The 19,247-nt window shown below is 44.7% G+C and carries 16 protein-coding genes and 1 riboswitch; of the genes, 8 read left to right on the top strand and 8 right to left on the bottom strand.

Annotation, left to right across the window (positions count from 1 at the left end; all coding sequences use genetic code 11):
* Nucleotides 1-29 precede the first annotated feature (29 nt).
* The 5 genes from DYADSP32_RS11910 to fumC form a co-directional block, all read right to left on the bottom strand.
* Entirely contained in the window at nt 30-968 is a 939-nt protein-coding gene (locus DYADSP32_RS11910) for a D-2-hydroxyacid dehydrogenase (protein WP_149242526.1), read from the bottom strand.
* A 78-nt stretch (nt 969-1,046) separates the two neighbouring features.
* Nucleotides 1,047-2,435, bottom strand: a complete 1,389-nt coding sequence (locus DYADSP32_RS11905) for a sensor histidine kinase (RefSeq protein WP_149242527.1) — start codon at nt 2,433-2,435, stop codon at nt 1,047-1,049.
* 122 nt (nt 2,436-2,557) lie between these two features.
* Nucleotides 2,558-3,094 (bottom strand): hypothetical protein, encoded by a 537-nt coding sequence (locus DYADSP32_RS11900; RefSeq protein ID WP_149242528.1) that lies wholly within the window; start codon nt 3,092-3,094, stop codon nt 2,558-2,560.
* Between the two features lie 74 nt (nt 3,095-3,168).
* Complete coding sequence (locus DYADSP32_RS11895) at nt 3,169-5,526, bottom strand: glycosyl hydrolase family 95 catalytic domain-containing protein (protein WP_149242529.1); 2,358 nt, start codon at nt 5,524-5,526, stop codon at nt 3,169-3,171.
* A 295-nt stretch (nt 5,527-5,821) separates the two neighbouring features.
* Nucleotides 5,822-7,225: a class II fumarate hydratase gene (fumC, locus tag DYADSP32_RS11890; RefSeq protein ID WP_149242530.1), complete on the bottom strand. Its 1,404-nt coding sequence runs from the start codon at nt 7,223-7,225 to the stop codon at nt 5,822-5,824.
* 233 nt (nt 7,226-7,458) lie between these two features.
* Here fumC and DYADSP32_RS11885 point away from each other — a divergent pair, with 233 nt between their 5' ends.
* The 8 genes from DYADSP32_RS11885 to DYADSP32_RS11850 all read left to right on the top strand — a co-directional run bounded on the left by DYADSP32_RS11885 (nt 7,459) and on the right by DYADSP32_RS11850 (nt 15,892).
* On the top strand, nt 7,459-7,695 hold the full coding sequence (locus tag DYADSP32_RS11885) for a hypothetical protein (RefSeq protein WP_149242531.1): 237 nt from the start codon (nt 7,459-7,461) through the stop codon (nt 7,693-7,695).
* Between the two features lie 64 nt (nt 7,696-7,759).
* Entirely contained in the window at nt 7,760-8,488 is a 729-nt protein-coding gene (locus DYADSP32_RS11880; protein WP_149242532.1) for a glucosamine-6-phosphate deaminase, read from the top strand.
* Between the two features lie 160 nt (nt 8,489-8,648).
* Nucleotides 8,649-8,860, top strand: a riboswitch (cobalamin riboswitch).
* 244 nt (nt 8,861-9,104) lie between these two features.
* Nucleotides 9,105-11,426 carry a 5-methyltetrahydropteroyltriglutamate--homocysteine S-methyltransferase gene (metE, locus tag DYADSP32_RS11875; protein WP_149242533.1) on the top strand — a complete coding sequence of 774 codons (2,322 nt, stop codon included), beginning with the start codon at nt 9,105-9,107 and terminating at the stop codon, nt 11,424-11,426.
* A gap of 230 nt (nt 11,427-11,656) precedes the next feature.
* Nucleotides 11,657-12,043 carry an acyl-CoA thioesterase gene (locus DYADSP32_RS11870; RefSeq protein WP_149242534.1) on the top strand — a complete coding sequence of 129 codons (387 nt, stop codon included), beginning with the start codon at nt 11,657-11,659 and terminating at the stop codon, nt 12,041-12,043.
* Nucleotides 12,044-12,210: 167 nt separating this feature from the next.
* Nucleotides 12,211-14,073: a carbamoyltransferase gene (locus DYADSP32_RS11865; RefSeq protein WP_149242535.1), complete on the top strand. Its 1,863-nt coding sequence runs from the start codon at nt 12,211-12,213 to the stop codon at nt 14,071-14,073.
* A gap of 30 nt (nt 14,074-14,103) precedes the next feature.
* Complete coding sequence (locus DYADSP32_RS11860; RefSeq protein WP_149242536.1) at nt 14,104-15,225, top strand: SGNH/GDSL hydrolase family protein; 1,122 nt, start codon at nt 14,104-14,106, stop codon at nt 15,223-15,225.
* 70 nt (nt 15,226-15,295) lie between these two features.
* Nucleotides 15,296-15,445 carry a DUF5989 family protein gene (locus DYADSP32_RS11855; protein WP_015812275.1) on the top strand — a complete coding sequence of 50 codons (150 nt, stop codon included), beginning with the start codon at nt 15,296-15,298 and terminating at the stop codon, nt 15,443-15,445.
* 78 nt (nt 15,446-15,523) lie between these two features.
* On the top strand, nt 15,524-15,892 hold the full coding sequence (locus tag DYADSP32_RS11850; protein ID WP_149242537.1) for an SxtJ family membrane protein: 369 nt from the start codon (nt 15,524-15,526) through the stop codon (nt 15,890-15,892).
* Between the two features lie 33 nt (nt 15,893-15,925).
* On the opposite strand, the gene DYADSP32_RS11845 is transcribed toward DYADSP32_RS11850, so the two are convergent.
* The 3 genes from DYADSP32_RS11845 to DYADSP32_RS11835 form a co-directional block, all read right to left on the bottom strand.
* On the bottom strand, nt 15,926-16,810 hold the full coding sequence (locus DYADSP32_RS11845) for a phosphatase (protein WP_149242538.1): 885 nt from the start codon (nt 16,808-16,810) through the stop codon (nt 15,926-15,928).
* Nucleotides 16,811-16,903: 93 nt separating this feature from the next.
* Nucleotides 16,904-18,376, bottom strand: coding sequence for a hypothetical protein (locus DYADSP32_RS11840; RefSeq protein WP_149242539.1), 1,473 nt, complete (start codon nt 18,374-18,376; stop codon nt 16,904-16,906).
* The gene (locus DYADSP32_RS11835; protein WP_149242540.1) at nt 18,366-18,980 is read right to left on the bottom strand and encodes an RNA polymerase sigma factor; all 615 of its coding nucleotides are present in this window, start codon (nt 18,978-18,980) and stop codon (nt 18,366-18,368) included. Before DYADSP32_RS11835 ends, DYADSP32_RS11840 begins: the two co-directional genes overlap by 11 nt.
* Nucleotides 18,981-19,247 lie beyond the last annotated feature (267 nt).

Genomic DNA, 19,247 nt, shown 5'->3' with positions numbered 1-19,247 from the left:
GAATGGGGAGGGAGGATCAGGAAGGTACTTTAATAACCTTTGGAGAGTGTTATTTCATCTGCAATATTTCCCCTGTTTTCAATAGCGAAGATGTTGTTCAGAAACAGATCTACCTTCCCAACGTGTTCGTTTGCGTGTCCGCCACCGGTATGCTGGGTAAGAATTACGTTGCCCATTTCCCACAAGGGGCTGTCAGAGGGTAGCGGTTCCACTTCCGTAACGTCCAGCACTGCGCCTGACAAATGTCCTGAATTGAGCACTTTTATCAAAGCTTGCTCGTCGGTGGTACTTCCTCTGCCAACACTGGCGTACACACTGCCTGCTTTCATAGCTGAGAAAACGGGGCCATTTACAAAGTGTGTTGCGGTTCCGGGGAGTGTGTTGATGAGCAGGTCAGTGGATGGTAAGTGTGCCAGGAGTTCTTCCATACTGCGGATCTGCGCTTCCGGTGCGGTGCGAGCCATGAGTTGGGTATTGCTTCCCAGTCCGTCAAGTATTGCTTTTACCGACTTTCCGATGGTACCAGCACCCAGTACGACCACGTTTTGCTGATACAGCATATGCAGGCGTGGGCGCAGCTTTGCCCCAACCCATTCTTTTTTTTCCTTCAGGAGCGTCAGTTTGTCAATACCCCGATAAAGGGCCAATACTCCTCCGATAATGCTCTCTGCGCAGGGCCTTGCAAACCAGTTACCCATATTGGCCACTTTTACATCATCCCGCAAACGTACCACTGCGTACTGGTCAAATCCAGCCGAATCCAGTTGCCAGAATTTCAGATTTGGTAATTCTTCCGAAAACCAGTCAACCGGCGGATTACCCAGGGCGTAATCAGCTGAGCGAAATTTCTCCCTGGCGTCCTCTTCATTAAGCTCTGACCCGAAATGTACGTTGTGACTGTCAGAAACCGCTGCAATCAGTTTCTCCTGAAGTGGTTTTTCAAACCTGGAATGGCAATAGATAATCATATCTTTTAATGGTTAATTGGGTAAAAATACAGGATTTACCCAATTATCATTCCAATTAGCATAAAAATTGCGAAGCGATCAGCCAGGCATACTAAAACTCCCTGGGGAAAGCACCACAGGGCAAGCTACGCGAATTGTTGTTCCTTGTCCGGGTTTCGAATCAACGGATAATGTACCTTCAAATGAGGCGGTTCTTTGTCTCAGATTGAAAAAGCCGTTGCCACTGTACTTTGGATTTTCGGCATCAAATCCGACACCATCATCCCTAACAACCAAATTAAGACATTCATCGCTTACAAATATATCCAGATAGATATTTTTTGCGTTGGCATGCCTTACCGCATTGTGTAAAATTTCTTTAAATACCAGGAACAGGTGTCTTCTGAATTCGTTTGGGAGTTGGCTGTCAATGTCGTCTTCAGAAATATTAATGTGAATATCAATGGGTTGATGTTCCACCATGGCATACATGGTTTCTTTTACTCTTATAGAAAACTGGCCCACCGAGTCCTGAGACGAATGAAGACTCCATACAATTTCCCTCATTCTGGCGATCACCTTTCGGGAAGTGTCTCCAATTAAAGCTACCGTATCCTGAACTGAAGATTCCTTGCGCTTTATTTGTCCGATAGCGGCATGGCTCATGACACTGATACTGCCAAGGTCTGCTCCAAGCTCGTCGTGTAGGTCTCGGGAAATGTCGTCACGAATACGCTGTAACGCGGCTTGTTTTTTTTCATTTTCCCTGAGTTGTTCGATCAGCTCCGCTTGCGCCTTGATTTTTTCAATTTCATTTTTTCTATTCAAAATCGACATACCCAGGGTAAAGCAGAGCACTTCCAGTACTACCCCGAATTCCATGTAGGTGACCGGGTAACTAAATGGATTAGAAGGGTTTCTGTTAAATATATCCAAGGCGAAATTGGTGCCCAGCGCGAAAAGGCATCCGACAATAAAGAACATAGATCCCACAATGAAGTAGGAAACGGCCTCCTGCCTGACTTTGAGTATTCTTGGAACAACCAGAAGCGAGCCTCCGGCAAGGACACAACGGAATACGATGTAAGTGTTGCTTCTTATCTCAGGGCTTGTATTCAACAGCATAAACGCAAAGTCAATGGCCATTTCAATGACCAGGATTCCGGCCAATATCTTAAGTATGCGATAACTGAATGGATCGAGCCGGGGAATTTCGATGAGTTGAATAGCAAACCGGATGTAGAGCAGGAAAGCCATGGACTCAATCAGAGCAACCTTAAAATTGGCTCCAGGTATATAATCCGCTTTCCCATAGTCGATGTCATCAAAATAAAAAGTGATGACCATGCATAAAATGTAAAAAGCATATTGCCAGTAAATGGCTTTTCTATGCTGAAAAAACGAAAAGATTGCATACAAGGCCATCATGCATAACATGCCGTCGAAGAAAACACGAAGCTGAGGGTAGGAGGTAAACCAATCGGGCATGAGAAGGATTCCTGGTTGCGCTTTGAGACCGTAAAATCGACTTGAAGTCGGAATCTACAATTTACTATAAAAGTAATAATTTTAGCCAAATTATTGATACAATGCGCATTGGCATATTTGAATCAAAAAGACATGGCTTTCTTTCGCAGTGCTTTTAATATTTTCTTACCACGCGACTTGTAGGCCGCAGTTTCCAATTCCATATTTTCTTCTATAATTATTCTAAGCTCATTTTCAATCTCTGGATATACCTTCGACAGGTTAAAAAGAATCGATAAGGAAAATGCTCTGGCGGCAATCGGGACATTTCTGTTCTGAATGAAACCGAAGCAAATATGCATTATTTCGCCATGAAATTCTTCTGGTATTGATAGTGCTTCCAACACACCCAGGCTGTTGCGGATCACAGCATCATGGACGTCTGTTCTTTGCAGCTGACTCACCAACATGCCGATATTGGGCAGAATGAGATCGGGTCTTTTTGCTGCCGCCCATCGTACGCTCCACGCCGCCCGCTGGGCCAGGACATAATCAGCGGATACAAAGCAGTCCATCAACTCTTTAAAATTAGCCTCGCTAGCACATGCGAAATCTGCAACACGGACAGCCAGTTCCTTAGATTGCAGATGATCCGACAAAAGTTGTTTGCTAATGTTCATGAAAAATCACGCGGGGATGGTAATAAACAACACTCAGGTTATTTGATAGACTGATAATTCATTTGAAAAATACCCTAAAAAACAGATACCGGTTTATTGGCAATAAGGTCAACTTCAAAGGTCTTTGATCCATATTTTACGGTCTTTTTTTGCGCGCCGCCTGATGTAAGAATGGCCGAGATCAGTTTTCCATCGGCCCATTTCATATCCACTGTTACATTGCCCCGGGCTTTCAGGCCGCGAACCTCGCCAGCCTGCCAGGCATCCGGCAAGGCAGGCAGCAATTCTATTACACCTGTCTGCGATTGTACCAACATTTCCGCGACACCCGCCGTGGATCCCATGTTTCCGTCAATCTGGAATGGTGGATGGGCACAAAGCAAGTTGGCGTAGGATCCACCCCCATTAGCCATGTTGGTTCCTTTGCTCACAACCGGTCGCATTACACTTCTGAAAAGTTTGTAGGCCCGGTTTCCATCCTGCAACCGTGCCCAGAAGTTTACCTTCCAGGCCAGAGACCAACCTGTTCCATCGTCTCCGCGCGCATTCAGACTCACCTTGGCGGCTTGTGCTTCGGCTGGTGTTTGCGTCCAGGATATTTGTTTTCCGGGATGTAAAGCAAACAAGTGCGAAACATGACGGTGAGTGTTGGTCGAATCATCCAGATCTTCTTTCCATTCCTGTAACTGCCCCCATTTCCCAATCTGCAGGGGCAATATCTTGTCTCTGATTTTTAGCGCTTTTGCCGCAAAGTCGGCATCCATATTCAATACTCTGGCCGCGGCAATGGAATTGGTGAGTATATCCCAGGCGATTTCATGATCCATTGTCGCTCCGGTGGAAATACCTCCTTGCTCGGGTGAATAAGAGGGAGAAGATACCAAATGACCCTTGCCGTCCTCGGATAAATATTCCATCCAGAAAATTGCGGCTTCTTTCATTACAGGGTAGGCAGTCTTCCTTAAATATTCTTTGTCCTGGGTAAATGCATAGTGCTCCCACATGTGCTGCGCCAGCCATGCGGCTCCTCCCGGGAAAAATCCCCATGGGAAATCCCATCCGGGTGAAGTGTAGCCATAAGCATTGAGCATCGTATTTACAGTCCAGCCTTTTGTGCCAAAGAACTGTTGTGCAGCAAGTTTGCCAGGTTCTACAATGGATTCGGTAAAGTCGGATAGAGGCAGATAACATTCTGAAATATTGGTCACTTCTGCGGGCCAGTAGATCATTTGCACATTGATGTTGGTGTGATAATCATTGGCCCACGGCGGATTGGTGCTATCGTTCCATTTCCCTTGCAAGCTCATGGGCATGGTGCCAGGCCGTGATGACGAAATCATCAGATAGCGGCCGTATTGAAAATACAATTCCTCAAAGCCCGGATCAGGTGTACCTTCAAAATATTGAATCTGGCGTTGATTGGTGGGTACATCAGAAGCCTCAGCGCTTCCCAATTTTAAGTAAACGCGATCAAAAAGGTTTTTGTAGTCCTTTTGCTGCTCTTTGAAAAGCACTTCATAGCTTTTTTTAGTAGCCGAGCCCAGTACTTCTCGATTTGCCTTTTTATAATCATTGCCCTTGTAGGTTGGGAATTTCATCAGGTAATCTGTGGCCGCGGTGTGGGTAACAATGACGGAACGGGCATTTTTGATTGTTACAACACCATCTTTATAACTGATTGCCCCATCGGTATTCAAGTGATAAGTGGTTTCAAATTCCTGTTTATTGTCTTTGAGGCTTCCTCCAAAAATGTATCGGTTTTTTTCGAATGTTTCGTATTCCTTTTTATGCGGGCTGATGAGCCTGATGGAATAGGTCTCCCGTGACGTTGACGTGAATTTGTAAACCATCACTTTGGAAGGATAATTTCCGAAATATGTACGCTCGAATTGACTCTTATCTGCTTCGTAGGTGATTTTCGCAACAGCACTTGTAATATCCAGTTCTCTGCGGTAGTTTTTAATAGCTCCTTTGTGGGAAACACTTACGAACAAGTCCCCCATGGTCTGTTGTGCTCCGAAATCCGATGAAGGCGTATTTTCCTTCTTATCATGGATTAATCCAGTCATTTCCGAATTGGCAAGCTTGTGCGCCTCGTTGAATTTCCCTTGTGCGAGCAACGCTCTGATTTTGGGTAAATTCTGGTAGGCATCTTTGCGCAAGCCAAAATTGTAATCCGCATTCGCTCCTTTTCCTCCAGCCCACAAGCTGCCTTCTGAAAATTGAAGCCGCTCTTCGCCGGGATCGCCAAAGAACATTACGCCCAGGTAACCGTTTCCGATGGGTAAAGCCTGGGTCATCCAGTCAGTGGCTGGTGCGTCGTACCAGAGTTTAAGCGGGGCGTTTTGATCATTCTTTTGGGAGAAAGATGACAAACTTGTCAGAAAAAAAGTGAGAACAAAAAGGCAGGACCTTAGAAAAGAGTTTTTCATACGACGATTTGTGAATTCGGAATGCAAGGTAAAACAAAAAGCCCCACGCCGAAACGTGAGGCTGTATTATTGTGAGGTCTCAAGCACAGTAATTTTGGTCTCGAAAGACATTCTCTAGACAAAGGCCGCGAAAAGATTTACCCTCGTAGTTTCTACCCTAATCGCGTAGCGATGGTATATTGGTAGAAATAGAGCAAGTAAAAGATAAAATCCCGTTAAGGATGTAACATTCCAGATGCGTTTGTCAATGTGTTACATGTCTGCCGCATTTGTAGATATATCCTTCGCATGGGAACTAGAAATTGTTATCCCCAACCATATCCTCAGGTCTCACCCACGCATCGAATTCCTCAGGCGTAACGTATCCCAATGCAACCGCCGTTTCCTTTAAGGTTGACCCATTTTTGTGGGCTGTCTGCGCTATTTCGGCAGCTTTGTAGTAGCCGATTTTGGTATTCAAAGCGGTTACAAGCATCAATGAATTGTTGACATGTTTGCGGATATTGTCACGTAAGGGCTCAATGCCTATGGCACAATTATCGTTGAAAGAAACACAAACATCGCCGATCAGGCGTGCAGAATGGATGAAGTTATACGCCATTAACGGTTTGAAAACATTCAGCTCAAAGTGTCCGTTGGATCCACCAATTCCGATCGCTACGTCATTGCCCATCACCTGAGCAGCCACCATGGTCATCGCTTCACATTGTGTCGGGTTCACTTTCCCAGGCATAATGGAACTTCCCGGTTCGTTGTCAGGAATATGAATTTCACCAATTCCCGAACGGGGACCAGAGGATAACATACGAATATCGTTACCGATCTTCATCAAACTTACCGCAACGGTTTTCAATGCTCCATGTGCTTCCACGATGGCATCGTGTGCTGCAAGTGCTTCAAATTTATTTTCAGCGGTGATAAATGGGAGGCCGGTCAATAAAGCAATGTGTTTGGCCACATTTTCCGAGTATCCCGGAGGCGTGTTAATTCCCGTTCCAACGGCTGTTCCCCCCAGAGCGAGTTCTGAAAGGTGCGCCAATGTGTTGTAAATGGCACGTAAACCGTGATCCAATTGAGACGCGTATCCCGAAAATTCCTGTCCAAGGGTAAGCGGCGTTGCGTCCATGAAGTGCGTCCGGCCAATTTTTACGACATCTCTGAAAGCTTCCGCTTTTGCCTTCAGGGTGTCGCGTAGCTTCACAATGCCTGGAATCGTTACATCCACCAGTATTTTGTATGCCGCAATGTGCATTGCGGTAGGGTAGGTATCATTGGACGATTGTGACTTATTAACATCATCGTTGGGGTGCAGAAATTTGGTCTTATCGGCCAGGTCACCGCCTTGTAAAACATGTCCGCGATAAGCGATTACCTCATTGCAGTTCATGTTGGATTGTGTTCCAGAGCCTGTTTGCCACACGACCAACGGAAATTGATCGGATAGTTGGTCGGTCAGGATTTCGTCACAGACCTCACCGATCAGATCACTTTTTTCTTTTGGTAAAATGCCTGCTTCATAATTTGTGATGGCAGCGGCTTTTTTCAAAAAGGCGAAGGCCTTGATAATTTCCTTCGGCATTTTATTGATATCCTGGGCAATCGGAAAGTTCTGAATAGAGCGTTGTGTCTGTGCGCCCCAATATACATGTGCGGGTACCTGCACTTCGCCCATGGTGTCTTTTTCTATACGGTATTCCATTTTTTGAATGTAATAAATTTGTAAATAGTTAAGCGCCTGGCGGCCGGTGCCGTCAAACAAGCTTGAATCCGTAAAGTTAGGGTTGGCGTATGAGTTTTTGGTATATTTAGGGAATAAATGTTTCTTGTGGGGAATGCTTGACGATTAGAACGTTGTAATATCACTGGAAAGAATTTAAATTAGGGCCAAGGACGTTTAGATACAGAATATCATTTATTCCAGACACGATAAGCATGACGCATACACGGATCATTGAAACAGAAAACGAAAAGGATTTTGGGTTGATCAAAGGACTGGCTGACAGACTTGGCCTTCCAGTGAAGGAAGGACATGCAGAAGGGCTGCTGGAAAAACAGAAAACGGCCTTTGATAATCTTGTGGGGAGTTGGGTAGGTGAAGAAACCGGAGATGAGATGGTCGCCAGGATTCGTGCCGCACGCAATGGTGCGCCTCGTGAGGTAGAATTATGATAGTATATTTACTTGATAAAAATATCTGCATCCCAAAAGTCAACTAAACACATCTTACTTCCCAATGCCCCCCCAAATCAGCATTTACAACGATTATGAATCCATGAGCCTGGCAGCGGCAACACGAGTGATCGAACTCCTGAAAGAAAAACCGACGGCAGTAATTTGTTTACCTTCGGGGAGTACGCCGCAAGGAATGTTTCATCACTTGGTCGCGGCGCATCGATCCGGTCAGACCGATTTTTCTCAATGCACTTTTATCGGTTTGGATGAATGGATCGGACTGGGTGCAGCTGACGATGGAAGTTGCCGGGATTTGCTGGATAAGGATTTTCTGTTGCCGATTGGTTTCACAGAGGATCAGATTGTGTTTTTTGATGGACTTGCCCAAGATCCACAGGCTGAGTGTGAGCGCGTAAACGAAGCGGTGGATGCACTTGGAGGTCTTGACCTTATTGTGCTGGGTGTGGGTATGAACGGACATTTGGCGTTAAACGAACCCGGAACTCCGTTTGATTTGTACGCCCACGTTTCAGAACTGGATCCGGTGACGGTACAGGTTGGGCAAAAGTATTTTAAAAAGGAAACCCAGCTTACCAAAGGCATAACGGTGGGTATCAGGCATATGCTCGAAGCAAAAAAAGCCGTTCTGATCGCATCCGGGATCTCCAAAGCCTCGGTAGTTCACAAGGCTATTTCATTGTCCGTTACAAAAGATTACCCTGCAACTGTTTTACAAACGCACCTGAATGCTGAGTTTATTCTGGATAGGGAAGCAGCCCAGTTGCTTTAACAGAGTAGATAAAAAAATACTTTTGAGGACTTAATTTGCGATTCAAAAAAGATAATTTGTCTTCCCTAAATCTAAATTTTATCCATCTCCACTTAATTAGGCCTGTAACCAAACAAATCGAAAATAACCCCACTATCTTTGCCCTGTTCTTTTGAGAACACCCGTCAATCGGGATAGTGGTTTTCGCTTTGGGCCCCTCATCCAACAGCAGAAATTAAAAAGGAACCGTGTGAAATTCACGGACAGTCGTGCTACTGTAAGTGCCAGCCTGTTTAACGGGCAAGTTTTTACCCTCGCGTCCCATTGCTTGTAGCGAGAAGGGCGGTAAAAATGGTACAAGTCAGGAGACTTGCCTCTATCCTCAATGGCTATTCCTTCACGTCAGGGGTCTCGTCACGCATTGATTTTACAAATTTTATTGGCAGTTGATCAGCGAATTACATTCGCGAAGGTTCGTGTAATGTTTACATGGCTTTAAGCTGCTGTGAAGAGTACTGCATAGTGAACAATGTTGAAACATAGGATGATTCTTCATTCTTAATTCAAAATTCTTCATTAATTCAGGACGGGTAGGGTGTTTCCGAAAGGTTTTTTTAATCTTTTAAACACAAGTTTTATGTTATCACACAATTTGGGCTATCCGCGTGTGGGAAGCCAGAGAGAACTCAAAAAGGCCAGTGAGCAATTCTGGGCTGGTAAAATCAACCGTGATGAACTGCAAAAGGTGGCACGGCAAATCCGTCACCGCAACTGGGAGGCGCAAAAGGAGGCAGGTATTGATCTAATACCCTCCAACGACTTCTCTTTGTATGATCAGGTACTTGATACATCATTTTTAGTCGGTGCAATTCCGCAGCGTTATCACCAGATTGTGGATGGAAAATCTAACAATGAACTGGATCTGTATTTTGCAATGGCTCGTGGTGTACAACGAGATGGGCTGGATATCAAGGCGATGGAGATGACCAAATGGTTTGATACAAACTATCACTACATCGTACCTGAATTTGTGAAGGACCAAAAATTCAGTCGCTATTCCGATAAGGTCATTCTGGAGTTTGAGGATGCCAAACAAAAGGGAATCCTTACCAAACCTGTTCTGGTGGGGCCGGTTACTTATTTGTTACTCGGGAAAGAAAAGGAGGGTGGTTTCAATAGAATCGATTTATTGGACAATCTTTTGCCCGTATACATTGACATATTAAAAGAACTGAATAAAAGAGGTGCTGAATGGGTACAACTGGACGAGCCATGCCTTGTTTTGGATTTGACTCCGGGGGAGAAATTGGCAATTGAAAGTGCTTATGCGCAGATTAGTGAGGCGGTTCCTGATCTGAGGATTTTACTAGCCACTTATTTCGGGGCGTTGGAGGATAATCTGGTGTTAGCAACCGCCCTTCCGGTTTCTGCGCTCCATATTGACCTTACAAGAGGATCTGAAACTTTACCGGCCATTCTGACCTCCGAAGCATTCGTTAATTCCGGGAAAATCCTGTCTCTGGGCGTTGTTGACGGAAGGAATATCTGGAAAAATGACTATAAAAAATCGCTGAAATTTATTGAGTGGGCAATTGCTGTTTTAGGCGTAAGCCGGGTGATGGTTGCACCTTCCTCCTCCTTACTACACAGTCCGCATGACCTTGACCTTGAAAAAAATGAAGAAGTTCTGACTCCGGAAATTAAAAACTGGATGGCCTTTGCCAAACAAAAGCTGAATGAAATTTCTACCCTGGCCAAACTTGCCGTTACCGATTACAGCACCTGTCCGCTTTTTGAAGCGAACCAGGTTGCGGTTGAAAGCCGTCGCACATCCACTTTGATTCATAAGGCTGCTGTAAAGGATCGCGTAGCGGCTATCAGATCGACTGATTTTGAGCGGATAAGTGTTTTTTCGGAAAGGCAGCAGATTCAGCTTGAAAAGCTAAAACTTCCACTGTTCCCGTCCACGACGATCGGCTCCTTCCCGCAAACGGATGATGTACGTCAACTTCGGGCAAACCTGAAAAAGGGAATATTGTCTCTGGAAGAATATGAAATAAGAATCGAGGAGGAAATAGTGAAATCACTCCGCTGGCAGGAGGGGCTGGGTATCGACGTGCTGGTGCATGGAGAATTTGAGCGTAATGATATGGTGGAGTATTTTGGGGAAAGTTTGTCAGGATTTGTTTTCACCCAAAATGGCTGGGTGCAGAGCTATGGCAGCCGTTGCGTGAAGCCTCCGATTATTTATGGGGATGTAGAGCGTCCGCAGCCGATGACCGTCAGGTGGTCTGCATTCGCACAGGCAAATTCTGAGAAACTCGTGAAAGGCATGCTGACCGGCCCGGTTACGATATTGCAATGGTCATTTGTGCGGGATGACCAGCCAAGAAAAGATACAACTTTCCAGATCGGACTCGCGATCAGGGATGAAGTTGTTGATCTGGAAAAGGCAGGAATTAAGGTCATACAGATCGATGAACCTGCCATTCGGGAAGGGTTACCATTGAGGAAATCGGCATGGAAAGCATATCTGAAATGGGCGGTTGATGCGTTCAGGCTGAGTGCCGCCGGAGTTGCGGATCAAACGCAGATTCATACGCACATGTGTTATTCTGAGTTCAATGATATTATAGATTCCATCGCTGCAATGGATGCGGACGTGATTACAATCGAGACTTCCCGATCCCAGATGGAGTTACTGGATGCTTTTGCCGATTTCAGTTATCCAAACGAAATAGGTCCCGGCGTGTACGATATTCATTCGCCACGCGTGCCTACGGTTGATGAGATTAAATCACTATTGGAAAAGGCATTGCAGGTAATTCCTGCACGTAACCTTTGGGTGAATCCCGACTGTGGTTTGAAGACCCGAAAGTGGCCGGAAACTGAGGCTGCATTGCGTAATATGATTTCGGCAGCTAACTTGCTGCGTGAAGAGGCGCTTGCGGAGCATTGATTTTTTGCCTTGATGTCTAAATTGTTGTCAGAGTGAGCGGAGCCGAACTCTGTGCAAATTCGTTAATTTACTTAGAATTAGATTCTTAACAACGGAAACGATCTTATCTCTCAGACTAATGCAGTTTAAGAGGTGTTTATTGTGAATTTAACCTGGTGGCTCGGCCTTCGACTCCGCACAGGCTGACAGCATTTTGGCAAATCCGAACATAACACCAAACATTTATAGTTTTGACATTAGAAGAAAAAATAATCCAATCCGAAACCCGAGTTTTTAAAACCGTTTTTCCAAATACCACCAATCATTACGATACACTTTTCGGCGGAACTGCATTGTCCATGATGGATGAAGTGGCTTTTATGGCAGCTACACGCTTTTCACGTCTGCGGTGTGTTACCGTTTCCACAGATAAGATTGATTTTACACATCCGATTCCTGCCGGGACGATCATCGAACTGGTTGGAAGAGTGGAACACGTGGGTAATACGAGTATGAAGGTTCGTGTAGATATTTTCGTGGAGCACATGTATGAGGAGGGGAGAGAAAAAGCAGTTACCGGGATTTTTACATTTGTGGCTATGGACGAGAATCACAAGCCCACGCCTGTACTCCGGTAATAAAAGCAGGATGATCCAGGGATTTAAAAAGTTTTTCGGAGGCTAAACCGAATAATAGATTCAGGATTTTACAAGTGCCCGGATTTCAGGGCTTATTATAATTGTCCTATATTTGCTGCTCGATAGGAGCTGATAGTTCAGCTACACACGTAATTAAATATTACTGAATGAAAATTTTAGGTATTTCAGCCTTTTATCACGATTCGGCAGCAGCATTGATTGATAATGGAGAAATCGTTGCAGCAGCACAGGAAGAGCGATTCACGCGTAAAAAACATGACCCGGGTTTTCCATCACAAGCCGTAAAATTTTGTCTGGAATACAGCGGGCTTACGCTCAACGAACTGGATGCAATCGTATTTTACGATAAGCCCCTTTTGAAATTTGAACGTCTTTTGGAGACCTATTATGCATTTGCACCAAAGGGAGTAAGATCTTTTTTGACTGCTATGCCTGTCTGGATCAAGGAGAAAATGTTCCTTAAAAGGCTGATTAATGAGGAATTGGTAAAGCTAGGCTATGATAAGAAGAAGCCTGTAAAGCTGCTTTTTCCTGAACACCATTTATCTCATGCCGCTAGTGCTTACTATCCCTCTCCCTTCGAAAAATCCGCAATTCTTACCATTGACGGAGTAGGCGAATGGGCAACAGCTTCTATTTGCCTGGGGGAGGGCAAGGATATCACCAATCTGAAAGAGTTGCGGTTTCCTCATTCTCTTGGTCTGCTTTATTCCGCATTTACCTATTTTCTAGGCTTTCGGGTCAACTCAGGAGAATATAAGCTGATGGGGCTGGCACCCTACGGCGACCCATTGTCTCCGGATATCAAACGTTACGAAGAGATCATTCTGAAAGACCTTATTGAGTTGAAGGAGGACGGGTCGGTATGGCTTGATCAGGAATATTTTGATTATGCTACCGGCCTCAAAATGGTTAACGAGCATAAATGGGAAGCTCTGTTCGGATTCAAAACCAGGAAGCCGGAGGATGCTCTGGAAGCAGTTCATTGCAATTTGGGACTGGCGATCCAGAATATTACGGAAGAGGCGGTGCTGAGAATGGCGCGTGAAGCCCAGCGGCTGACAGGTGCTGATTCCCTTTGCCTTGCAGGAGGTGTTGCGCTGAACTGTGTTTCAAACGGAAAGCTTCAGAAGTCCGGAATTTTTAAGAACATTTTTATTCAGCCTGCTGCTGGTGACGCGGGCGGGGCTTTAGGCGCTGCCCAGGCTGCATACCATATTTATTTTGGCCAGGAAAGAAAAGTAACCTGGAAAAACGATGCCATGCGCGGGTCTTATCTCGGGCCTACGTTTTCGGATCTGGATGTTGCACTTACGGCCAAGAAATATAAAGCCGTGTACACGCATTACGAGAATTTTAAGGATTTGGCCGTTGACGCAGCCCAATTGCTTTCCGAAGGAAATGTAGTTGGATGGATTCAAGGCCGCATGGAGTTTGGCCCACGGGCATTGGGAGGCCGAAGCATCCTTGGCGATCCTCGTAACGCAGAAATGCAGAAAAAGCTGAACCTGAAAATTAAATACCGGGAGTCATTCAGGCCATTTGCCCCGTCGGTGCTTGCCGAAGACTGTGCGGAATACTTTGACTACGACGGAATATCTCCATACATGCTTTTGGTACATCCTGTCGCGGAAAGTCGTCGCAAACCGGTTCCGACCAATTACAATGCACTGGATTTAAGAGAAAAGTTATATTTCGAAAGGTCTGATCTTCCGTCCATTACACATATTGATTATTCGGCCCGGATCCAGACGGTACACAAAGAAACTAACCCTCGATATTATCAATTAATCGATGCTTTCAAGGCATTAACCGGGTATGCAGTCGTAGTCAATACAAGTTTCAATGTACGTGGGGAGCCGATCGTGTGTACACCAAATGACGCTTACCGCTGTTTTATGCGTACCGAAATGGATTATCTAGTGGTCGGTAATTTCATTTTTGATAAAAAACAGCAACCCGAATGGCAGGAAAAAGACAACTGGCAGGAAGAATTTGTTTTGGATTAATAGTCCTTTCTCTTATTATTCATACGATATATGGCATCGAAAATAGTTACTAGTCTGGTTCGGATTTTATTCCTTTCCTTACTGTTCTTTTTTTTATTTTACCCGGATAAGCTGCACATCAAATTTGATTACCCAGGTTTTCCGCAGAGCGACAGCGTTTATGTGAGAATGGCCAAGCTGGCCTTTTGGCTGTTGCTGATCATCGAAGTGCTTCGTATTTTTTACTATGGTGTGGTTAAAAGCAAAGCAAAGGGCTTGCTGGCCAATGTCACCACCATCGTAGTGCCTCTTCTGGTGACGCTCATTTTCCTTGAAATAATTTTCATGTATATACCCCAAAGTCATGAAGGAGTGCTTTCCAAAGCCTCTCAGATCTGGTGGGAGAAATACTGGCATCCTGTTAATGCACTCGGCTATCATGATAAGGAGGTGGTTAACGAGACGGGCAAGAAAAATATCCTCGTGATTGGTGATTCTTTCGCGGCTGGGCATGGGTTAAAGGATGTAAGTGAGCGTTTCTCCGACATGCTGGGGGCCTCCCTTGGTACGGAAAATTACAATGTCTACAATCTGGGTGTTTCGGGTGCAGATACGAGAGATGAGGCGGAGCGATTGACAAAATTCCCTGTTAAACCAGACGTTATTATTCTACAGTACTTTCCAAACGATATTGAGAAGGTGGGTAGGGAAAAAGGCCTTACCCTGACGGGATCAGAGCCTTATGCGGATCTCAAAGGGCCGATGGCGACTTTGGTGAAACGCTTTTATCTACCCAATTTCATCTATTGGCAACTACCGCATACGGGTTTCAGCACCTTCGATAAATTTGTCCAGAAAGCTTACACAGATACGACCATATTGAATGCGCATTTACGCGATATGTCCCGGATTGTGGATTACAAGGATTCTACCGGAGCCAAAATGTATGCAGTTTTCATACCCTTTTTGTTTCAACTAGACAAAAGTGCGGGTTACACCAAACCGGTAGAAGATTATCTTAAAACGCATGGTGTTACCCTTGTGCCATTGAATGATGGAATTGCGCAAATACCGGATAAAGAGCGGGTAGTTGGCAAAAACGACGGACATGCCAGCGCCTCCGTAAATGCTTTAATCGCCGAGCGGTTGGCAAAGGTCATCGGAAAGCCCTGAACTTTTACGGGACGAATAGCACACCTTGTTTTCTAATGATTTAAATTTGTATTTATAAAAATAACTTAACATGGATTTTTTAACAGATTTGTTTGCCTTTATGAAGGAACGCAAGAAATGGTGGCTTGCACCGGTGATCATTGTGTTGCTATTGATAGGCGTACTCATTGTAATAGGTGGAGGTTCTGCTGTTGCACCTTTCATTTATACCTTGTTTTAGGAAGTAGTCTTATCTCATCCACAGGAAGGAATGGGCTTGCAATTGGGCAATGCCTTTCCTTGCATACTTTTACACCTCATGAGTGAATCAGAAAAAACGAAGGCTCAACTGGTAATTGTTACCGGGCTGGTCGTTTTGTATTTTATATTTAGCTCCAAATATCCCTATTTCCTTATAGCCGCCGCCGCCATTGGTGTTGTGAGTATTGCTATTCCTGTTGCAGGAGACCTCATTGTGAAAGGCTGGTACAAAATTGCGGAAATACTGGGTGCGATCAACGGCCGTATTTTGTTGTCGCTGGTGTTCTTTGTAGTGCTGGTACCCGTTGCTCTTTTAGCAAAAATGGGCAAGAAAAACCCTTTAGCATTGAAACGGGAAAGTAAGAAATCTGTTTTTGTAGACAGAAATCATAAATACACAGCCAAGGATTTGGAGCAAGTCTGGTAGGTTGAAAAAAAGCTGAAAATTAAAAGGTCTGGGTCAGACCTTTTTTTTGCGACAGGACCTATCGTAGAGTAGTTGCAGCATACCGTCTTTCAATCCTACATCTGGGACGTGCATGATTTTAGCGCCTGCCCATTTCATAGCTGAGGTGTAGATATCTCCAGCAGGCACAATCACATCGGCGCGATCGGGGTTAAGCTGTAATTTGTTGATCCTTTCCTCGAGCGAAAAACCGGAAATGTAATCACGCATTCGTTCTATTTCTTCAATGCTTGTGGAGCTTTCGGTCAGTTTAGACGACAGGTCAAACAATTTGTTGATGTTCCCACCCGTGCCCACTGCCTGAATTTCCTGATTGAAATCTACATGATCCTGGATCCATTCCTTGATCTTAATCCAGGAAGTTTTGGATTCTTTTCCCTCTAACAGTCGCACCGATCCAAGTTTGAAAGATTTGGCTGCAATTTTTCTTCTGTCCTGATACACGTTCAGTTCAGTGCTGCCGCCTCCTACATCAATGTGAATATATTGTCCTTCTCCAAGAGACTTAACCACCACATTATTTACCAGTTCAGCCTCTTTCTGCCCGTCGATGATCTGAATGTGAATACCTGTTCGCTGCTCGATATGCTCACGCACTTCATGGCCATTGGATGCTTCCCGCATGGCAGAAGTAGAGCAAGCCATGTAGTCCTCAATTTCATGCAGTTCCATCAGCAGCTGATAGGCTAGCATGAGTTTCATCATCCGGTCTTCACTTAGTGCGGAGATGCGTCCTTCCGTGAAGACATCGTGTCCGAGGCGCAATGGGAAACGGACATATTCTACTTTCTTCAAACGAACCACGCCTTCGTCATGCAATACCGAAGATATCTGCATACGTGCGCCATTTGATCCAATATCGATTGCTGCGAATTTCAAAAGCTTTGGGTAATGAGGGAAATGAAAAGCCAAAAATAGAACATTTCAGGAACAACTTACTAGTTATTGTTGATGAAACGCAATCCTTTTTGGTTACATTTTCTTGCCAATCTGGTACAGAAGCTTCACTTTGAAACCAGGTCCGCTGCGGGGGTTCAAAGGGGTAAGTGGTTTAAAATAACTATACATATAACCTTCCGCTTGCACCACAATCGGGTGCCATGCCTTCTCAACGCCCAGGGAAAAATTAAGAGAGTTGATCGGAGATATATCCATTTTTCTCTCAAAAGATTGTGTTAATATTTCCTGCTGGGGTTTTGGAACAATACAGCTGAAGGAAATTTTTTCATTGGATTTAACTGTGACATTGGCTCCTGCTGCTACATAGTAAGCCCAATTGTCCTTCAGCTCATTTCTGAAAGCGACCGTTAACGGGATTTGCATCATGGTAGGTTCTATCTGAATATTCGTTACGACGAATGCTGCAGGAACCTGATTGGGATGGGTTTGTTTAAAATCACGTTTGTTAGCCTCACGAAAACCTTTTTCGTTGAAAAACTGCATTTGTTTCAGTTTTAACCAACTCAATCCAGCCGAAATGGAAAATCTTTTTCCCAATATAACTTCTCCCGTGACTGTTTTGGCCTGGACATTTTTTTGCCACTCCATGCCCGCGCCAAAGCGATAGGGCACTTTTAGGTTTAGCTGAGGGATCACGTTTTCGGTCTGTGTAATCTGCTCGGCTTTTTTTCCGGAAGTTGGGGCTTTGTAGGAAGCCGCGGTGCTGGCCATCCATGTTTTTCTGATTTGCCTGGCCGACAGCCTGCTCATCAAAGCTCCCTTGAGTTGTTCAGTCCTCATCGCTGGCGTCAAAGGGGATTGTGTGCTGATGTTCTCAAAGCGGGCACCTAGTGTTTTTGACGCCAATACCCCATTTTCCGGGGTGCTTAATGTGGCCGTATTTGTGGTATTGAGGATGGATTCGGAAGCATTGCTTTCGCCGGGATGTAGCGTTTCGTCTTCTTTTTCGGTCTGGATGCCAACAAATTCAGCAGCGCTGTTTTTGTCTGAATAAAGAATTTGTTCCTGCTGAATACGGTTTTTTTCTTTTTCTGTTGTTCTATCTGCATCCGGCGCGGAAGCTACTGTGTTTTCTGCTGCTGATTGTTCATGATTCGTAACAACTTCTTCAGCATCAATAGTAGTGTATGCCTGAGACCGATCTTCCTGGTTGGAGGATACCGCGTCACGGAGAACATAAATTGTATCTACCTTCGGAGTAGCAGCAGGATTTTCCTTGATGGTCGCTATTTGGCTCTGCAGTGATTTTACATCACGGCCCAGCTTATTGTTCTGTGAAAGCTGGTTCACATAAAGGAACGCCATGACCGATGTGACAGATGCGGCGGCCGCATAGCCCAGCCAGGAGCCGTATTGCTGCCAGAGGGTGGGAGGGGTGTGGGCATGCATATAGTTTTGCATTTTTGCCCAGTCGCTTTCCTGAAAGTCTGGTGAAATACTCTCTAATTTCTGGCGTATAGTTTTTTCAAATTTGTCAGTTTTCATTTCCTTTGAATGCCTTTACAGCCCAATCACTTGGGAAGAGATGTGGGTAATTTTGTTTTATCAAATGCTGCAATCTGGCCCTTGCTCTCACGTAATGCGACCGCACGGTTGCTTCATTAATTTGTAACAGATCTGCTATTTCCCGATGATTATATCCTTCTACTACATACAACAGAAACACGTTTTTGTAAACAGGTTTGATCTGTTGAATAATCTGTAGAATTTCATCGGCTGTGATGCGACTTACGATATCTTCCTCGAAGCGCGGGTAAGGCGCATCTTCCAGCGCAACGGTATCTTCATTATATCTTTTATTTTTCCGGTAATGGCTGATGGCCGTGTTCACCATGATGGTTCTGAGCCAGGCCTTAAACGGGTGAGCCGGATCGTATTTCGCCAGATTGTTAAAAACTTTCAAAAATGCCTCATTAAGTACCTCTTCTGCTTCCTCAGTATTGGAAGTGTAACGAAGGCAAATACTTTTCGAATAGCTGAAAAACTGCTTATAGAGGTAGCGTTGCGCCTGACTGTTGCCAGCTATACAGGCAGTCAGCACCGACTCGAAGTCGTTCTCATTAAAGGATATTTTTCTACCAAATAGCAAAGTTTGTTTGTCAAATTGTTAGGGAAATGTCTCTGATAAAATGATACGCTTCCACGGTTGTTTGTGTTGCACACTTTTGATAAATAATTTAGTATATACCTGATGAATTTCGGTTGTTGCCTCATGACCAGGTACTGGTTGGTTTTTAATCAAACCCATTACCACAAGTGTACTCTGGTTTCAATTTATGAAAAATTTGGCAAAAAATGGACATGATCCCGCTGCGCCGAGCTATATTTGCATAACATTTCAATGATTCTATATAAA

The organism is Dyadobacter sp. 32, assembly GCF_902506755.1.
In the GTDB taxonomy this organism is placed as follows: Bacteria; Bacteroidota; Bacteroidia; order Cytophagales; family Spirosomataceae; genus Dyadobacter.
This window is presented reverse-complemented; position numbering and strand designations above follow the sequence as displayed.

Bases quoted from the DNA above. Each gene is read 5' to 3' on its own strand.
- DYADSP32_RS11910 (WP_149242526.1), bottom strand. From the start codon at position 968: ATGATTATCTATTGCCATTCCAGGTTTGAAAAACCACTTCAGGAGAAA.
- DYADSP32_RS11905 (WP_149242527.1), bottom strand. From the start codon at position 2,435: ATGCCCGATTGGTTTACCTCCTACCCTCAGCTTCGTGTTTTCTTCGAC.
- DYADSP32_RS11900 (WP_149242528.1), bottom strand. From the start codon at position 3,094: ATGAACATTAGCAAACAACTTTTGTCGGATCATCTGCAATCTAAGGAA.
- DYADSP32_RS11895 (WP_149242529.1), bottom strand. From the start codon at position 5,526: ATGAAAAACTCTTTTCTAAGGTCCTGCCTTTTTGTTCTCACTTTTTTT.
- fumC (WP_149242530.1), bottom strand. From the start codon at position 7,225: ATGGAATACCGTATAGAAAAAGACACCATGGGCGAAGTGCAGGTACCC.
- DYADSP32_RS11885 (WP_149242531.1), top strand. From the start codon at position 7,459: ATGACGCATACACGGATCATTGAAACAGAAAACGAAAAGGATTTTGGG.
- DYADSP32_RS11880 (WP_149242532.1), top strand. From the start codon at position 7,760: ATGCCCCCCCAAATCAGCATTTACAACGATTATGAATCCATGAGCCTG.
- metE (WP_149242533.1), top strand. From the start codon at position 9,105: ATGTTATCACACAATTTGGGCTATCCGCGTGTGGGAAGCCAGAGAGAA.
- DYADSP32_RS11865 (WP_149242535.1), top strand. From the start codon at position 12,211: ATGAAAATTTTAGGTATTTCAGCCTTTTATCACGATTCGGCAGCAGCA.
- DYADSP32_RS11860 (WP_149242536.1), top strand. From the start codon at position 14,104: ATGGCATCGAAAATAGTTACTAGTCTGGTTCGGATTTTATTCCTTTCC.
- DYADSP32_RS11855 (WP_015812275.1), top strand. From the start codon at position 15,296: ATGGATTTTTTAACAGATTTGTTTGCCTTTATGAAGGAACGCAAGAAA.
- DYADSP32_RS11850 (WP_149242537.1), top strand. From the start codon at position 15,524: ATGAGTGAATCAGAAAAAACGAAGGCTCAACTGGTAATTGTTACCGGG.
- DYADSP32_RS11840 (WP_149242539.1), bottom strand. From the start codon at position 18,376: ATGAAAACTGACAAATTTGAAAAAACTATACGCCAGAAATTAGAGAGT.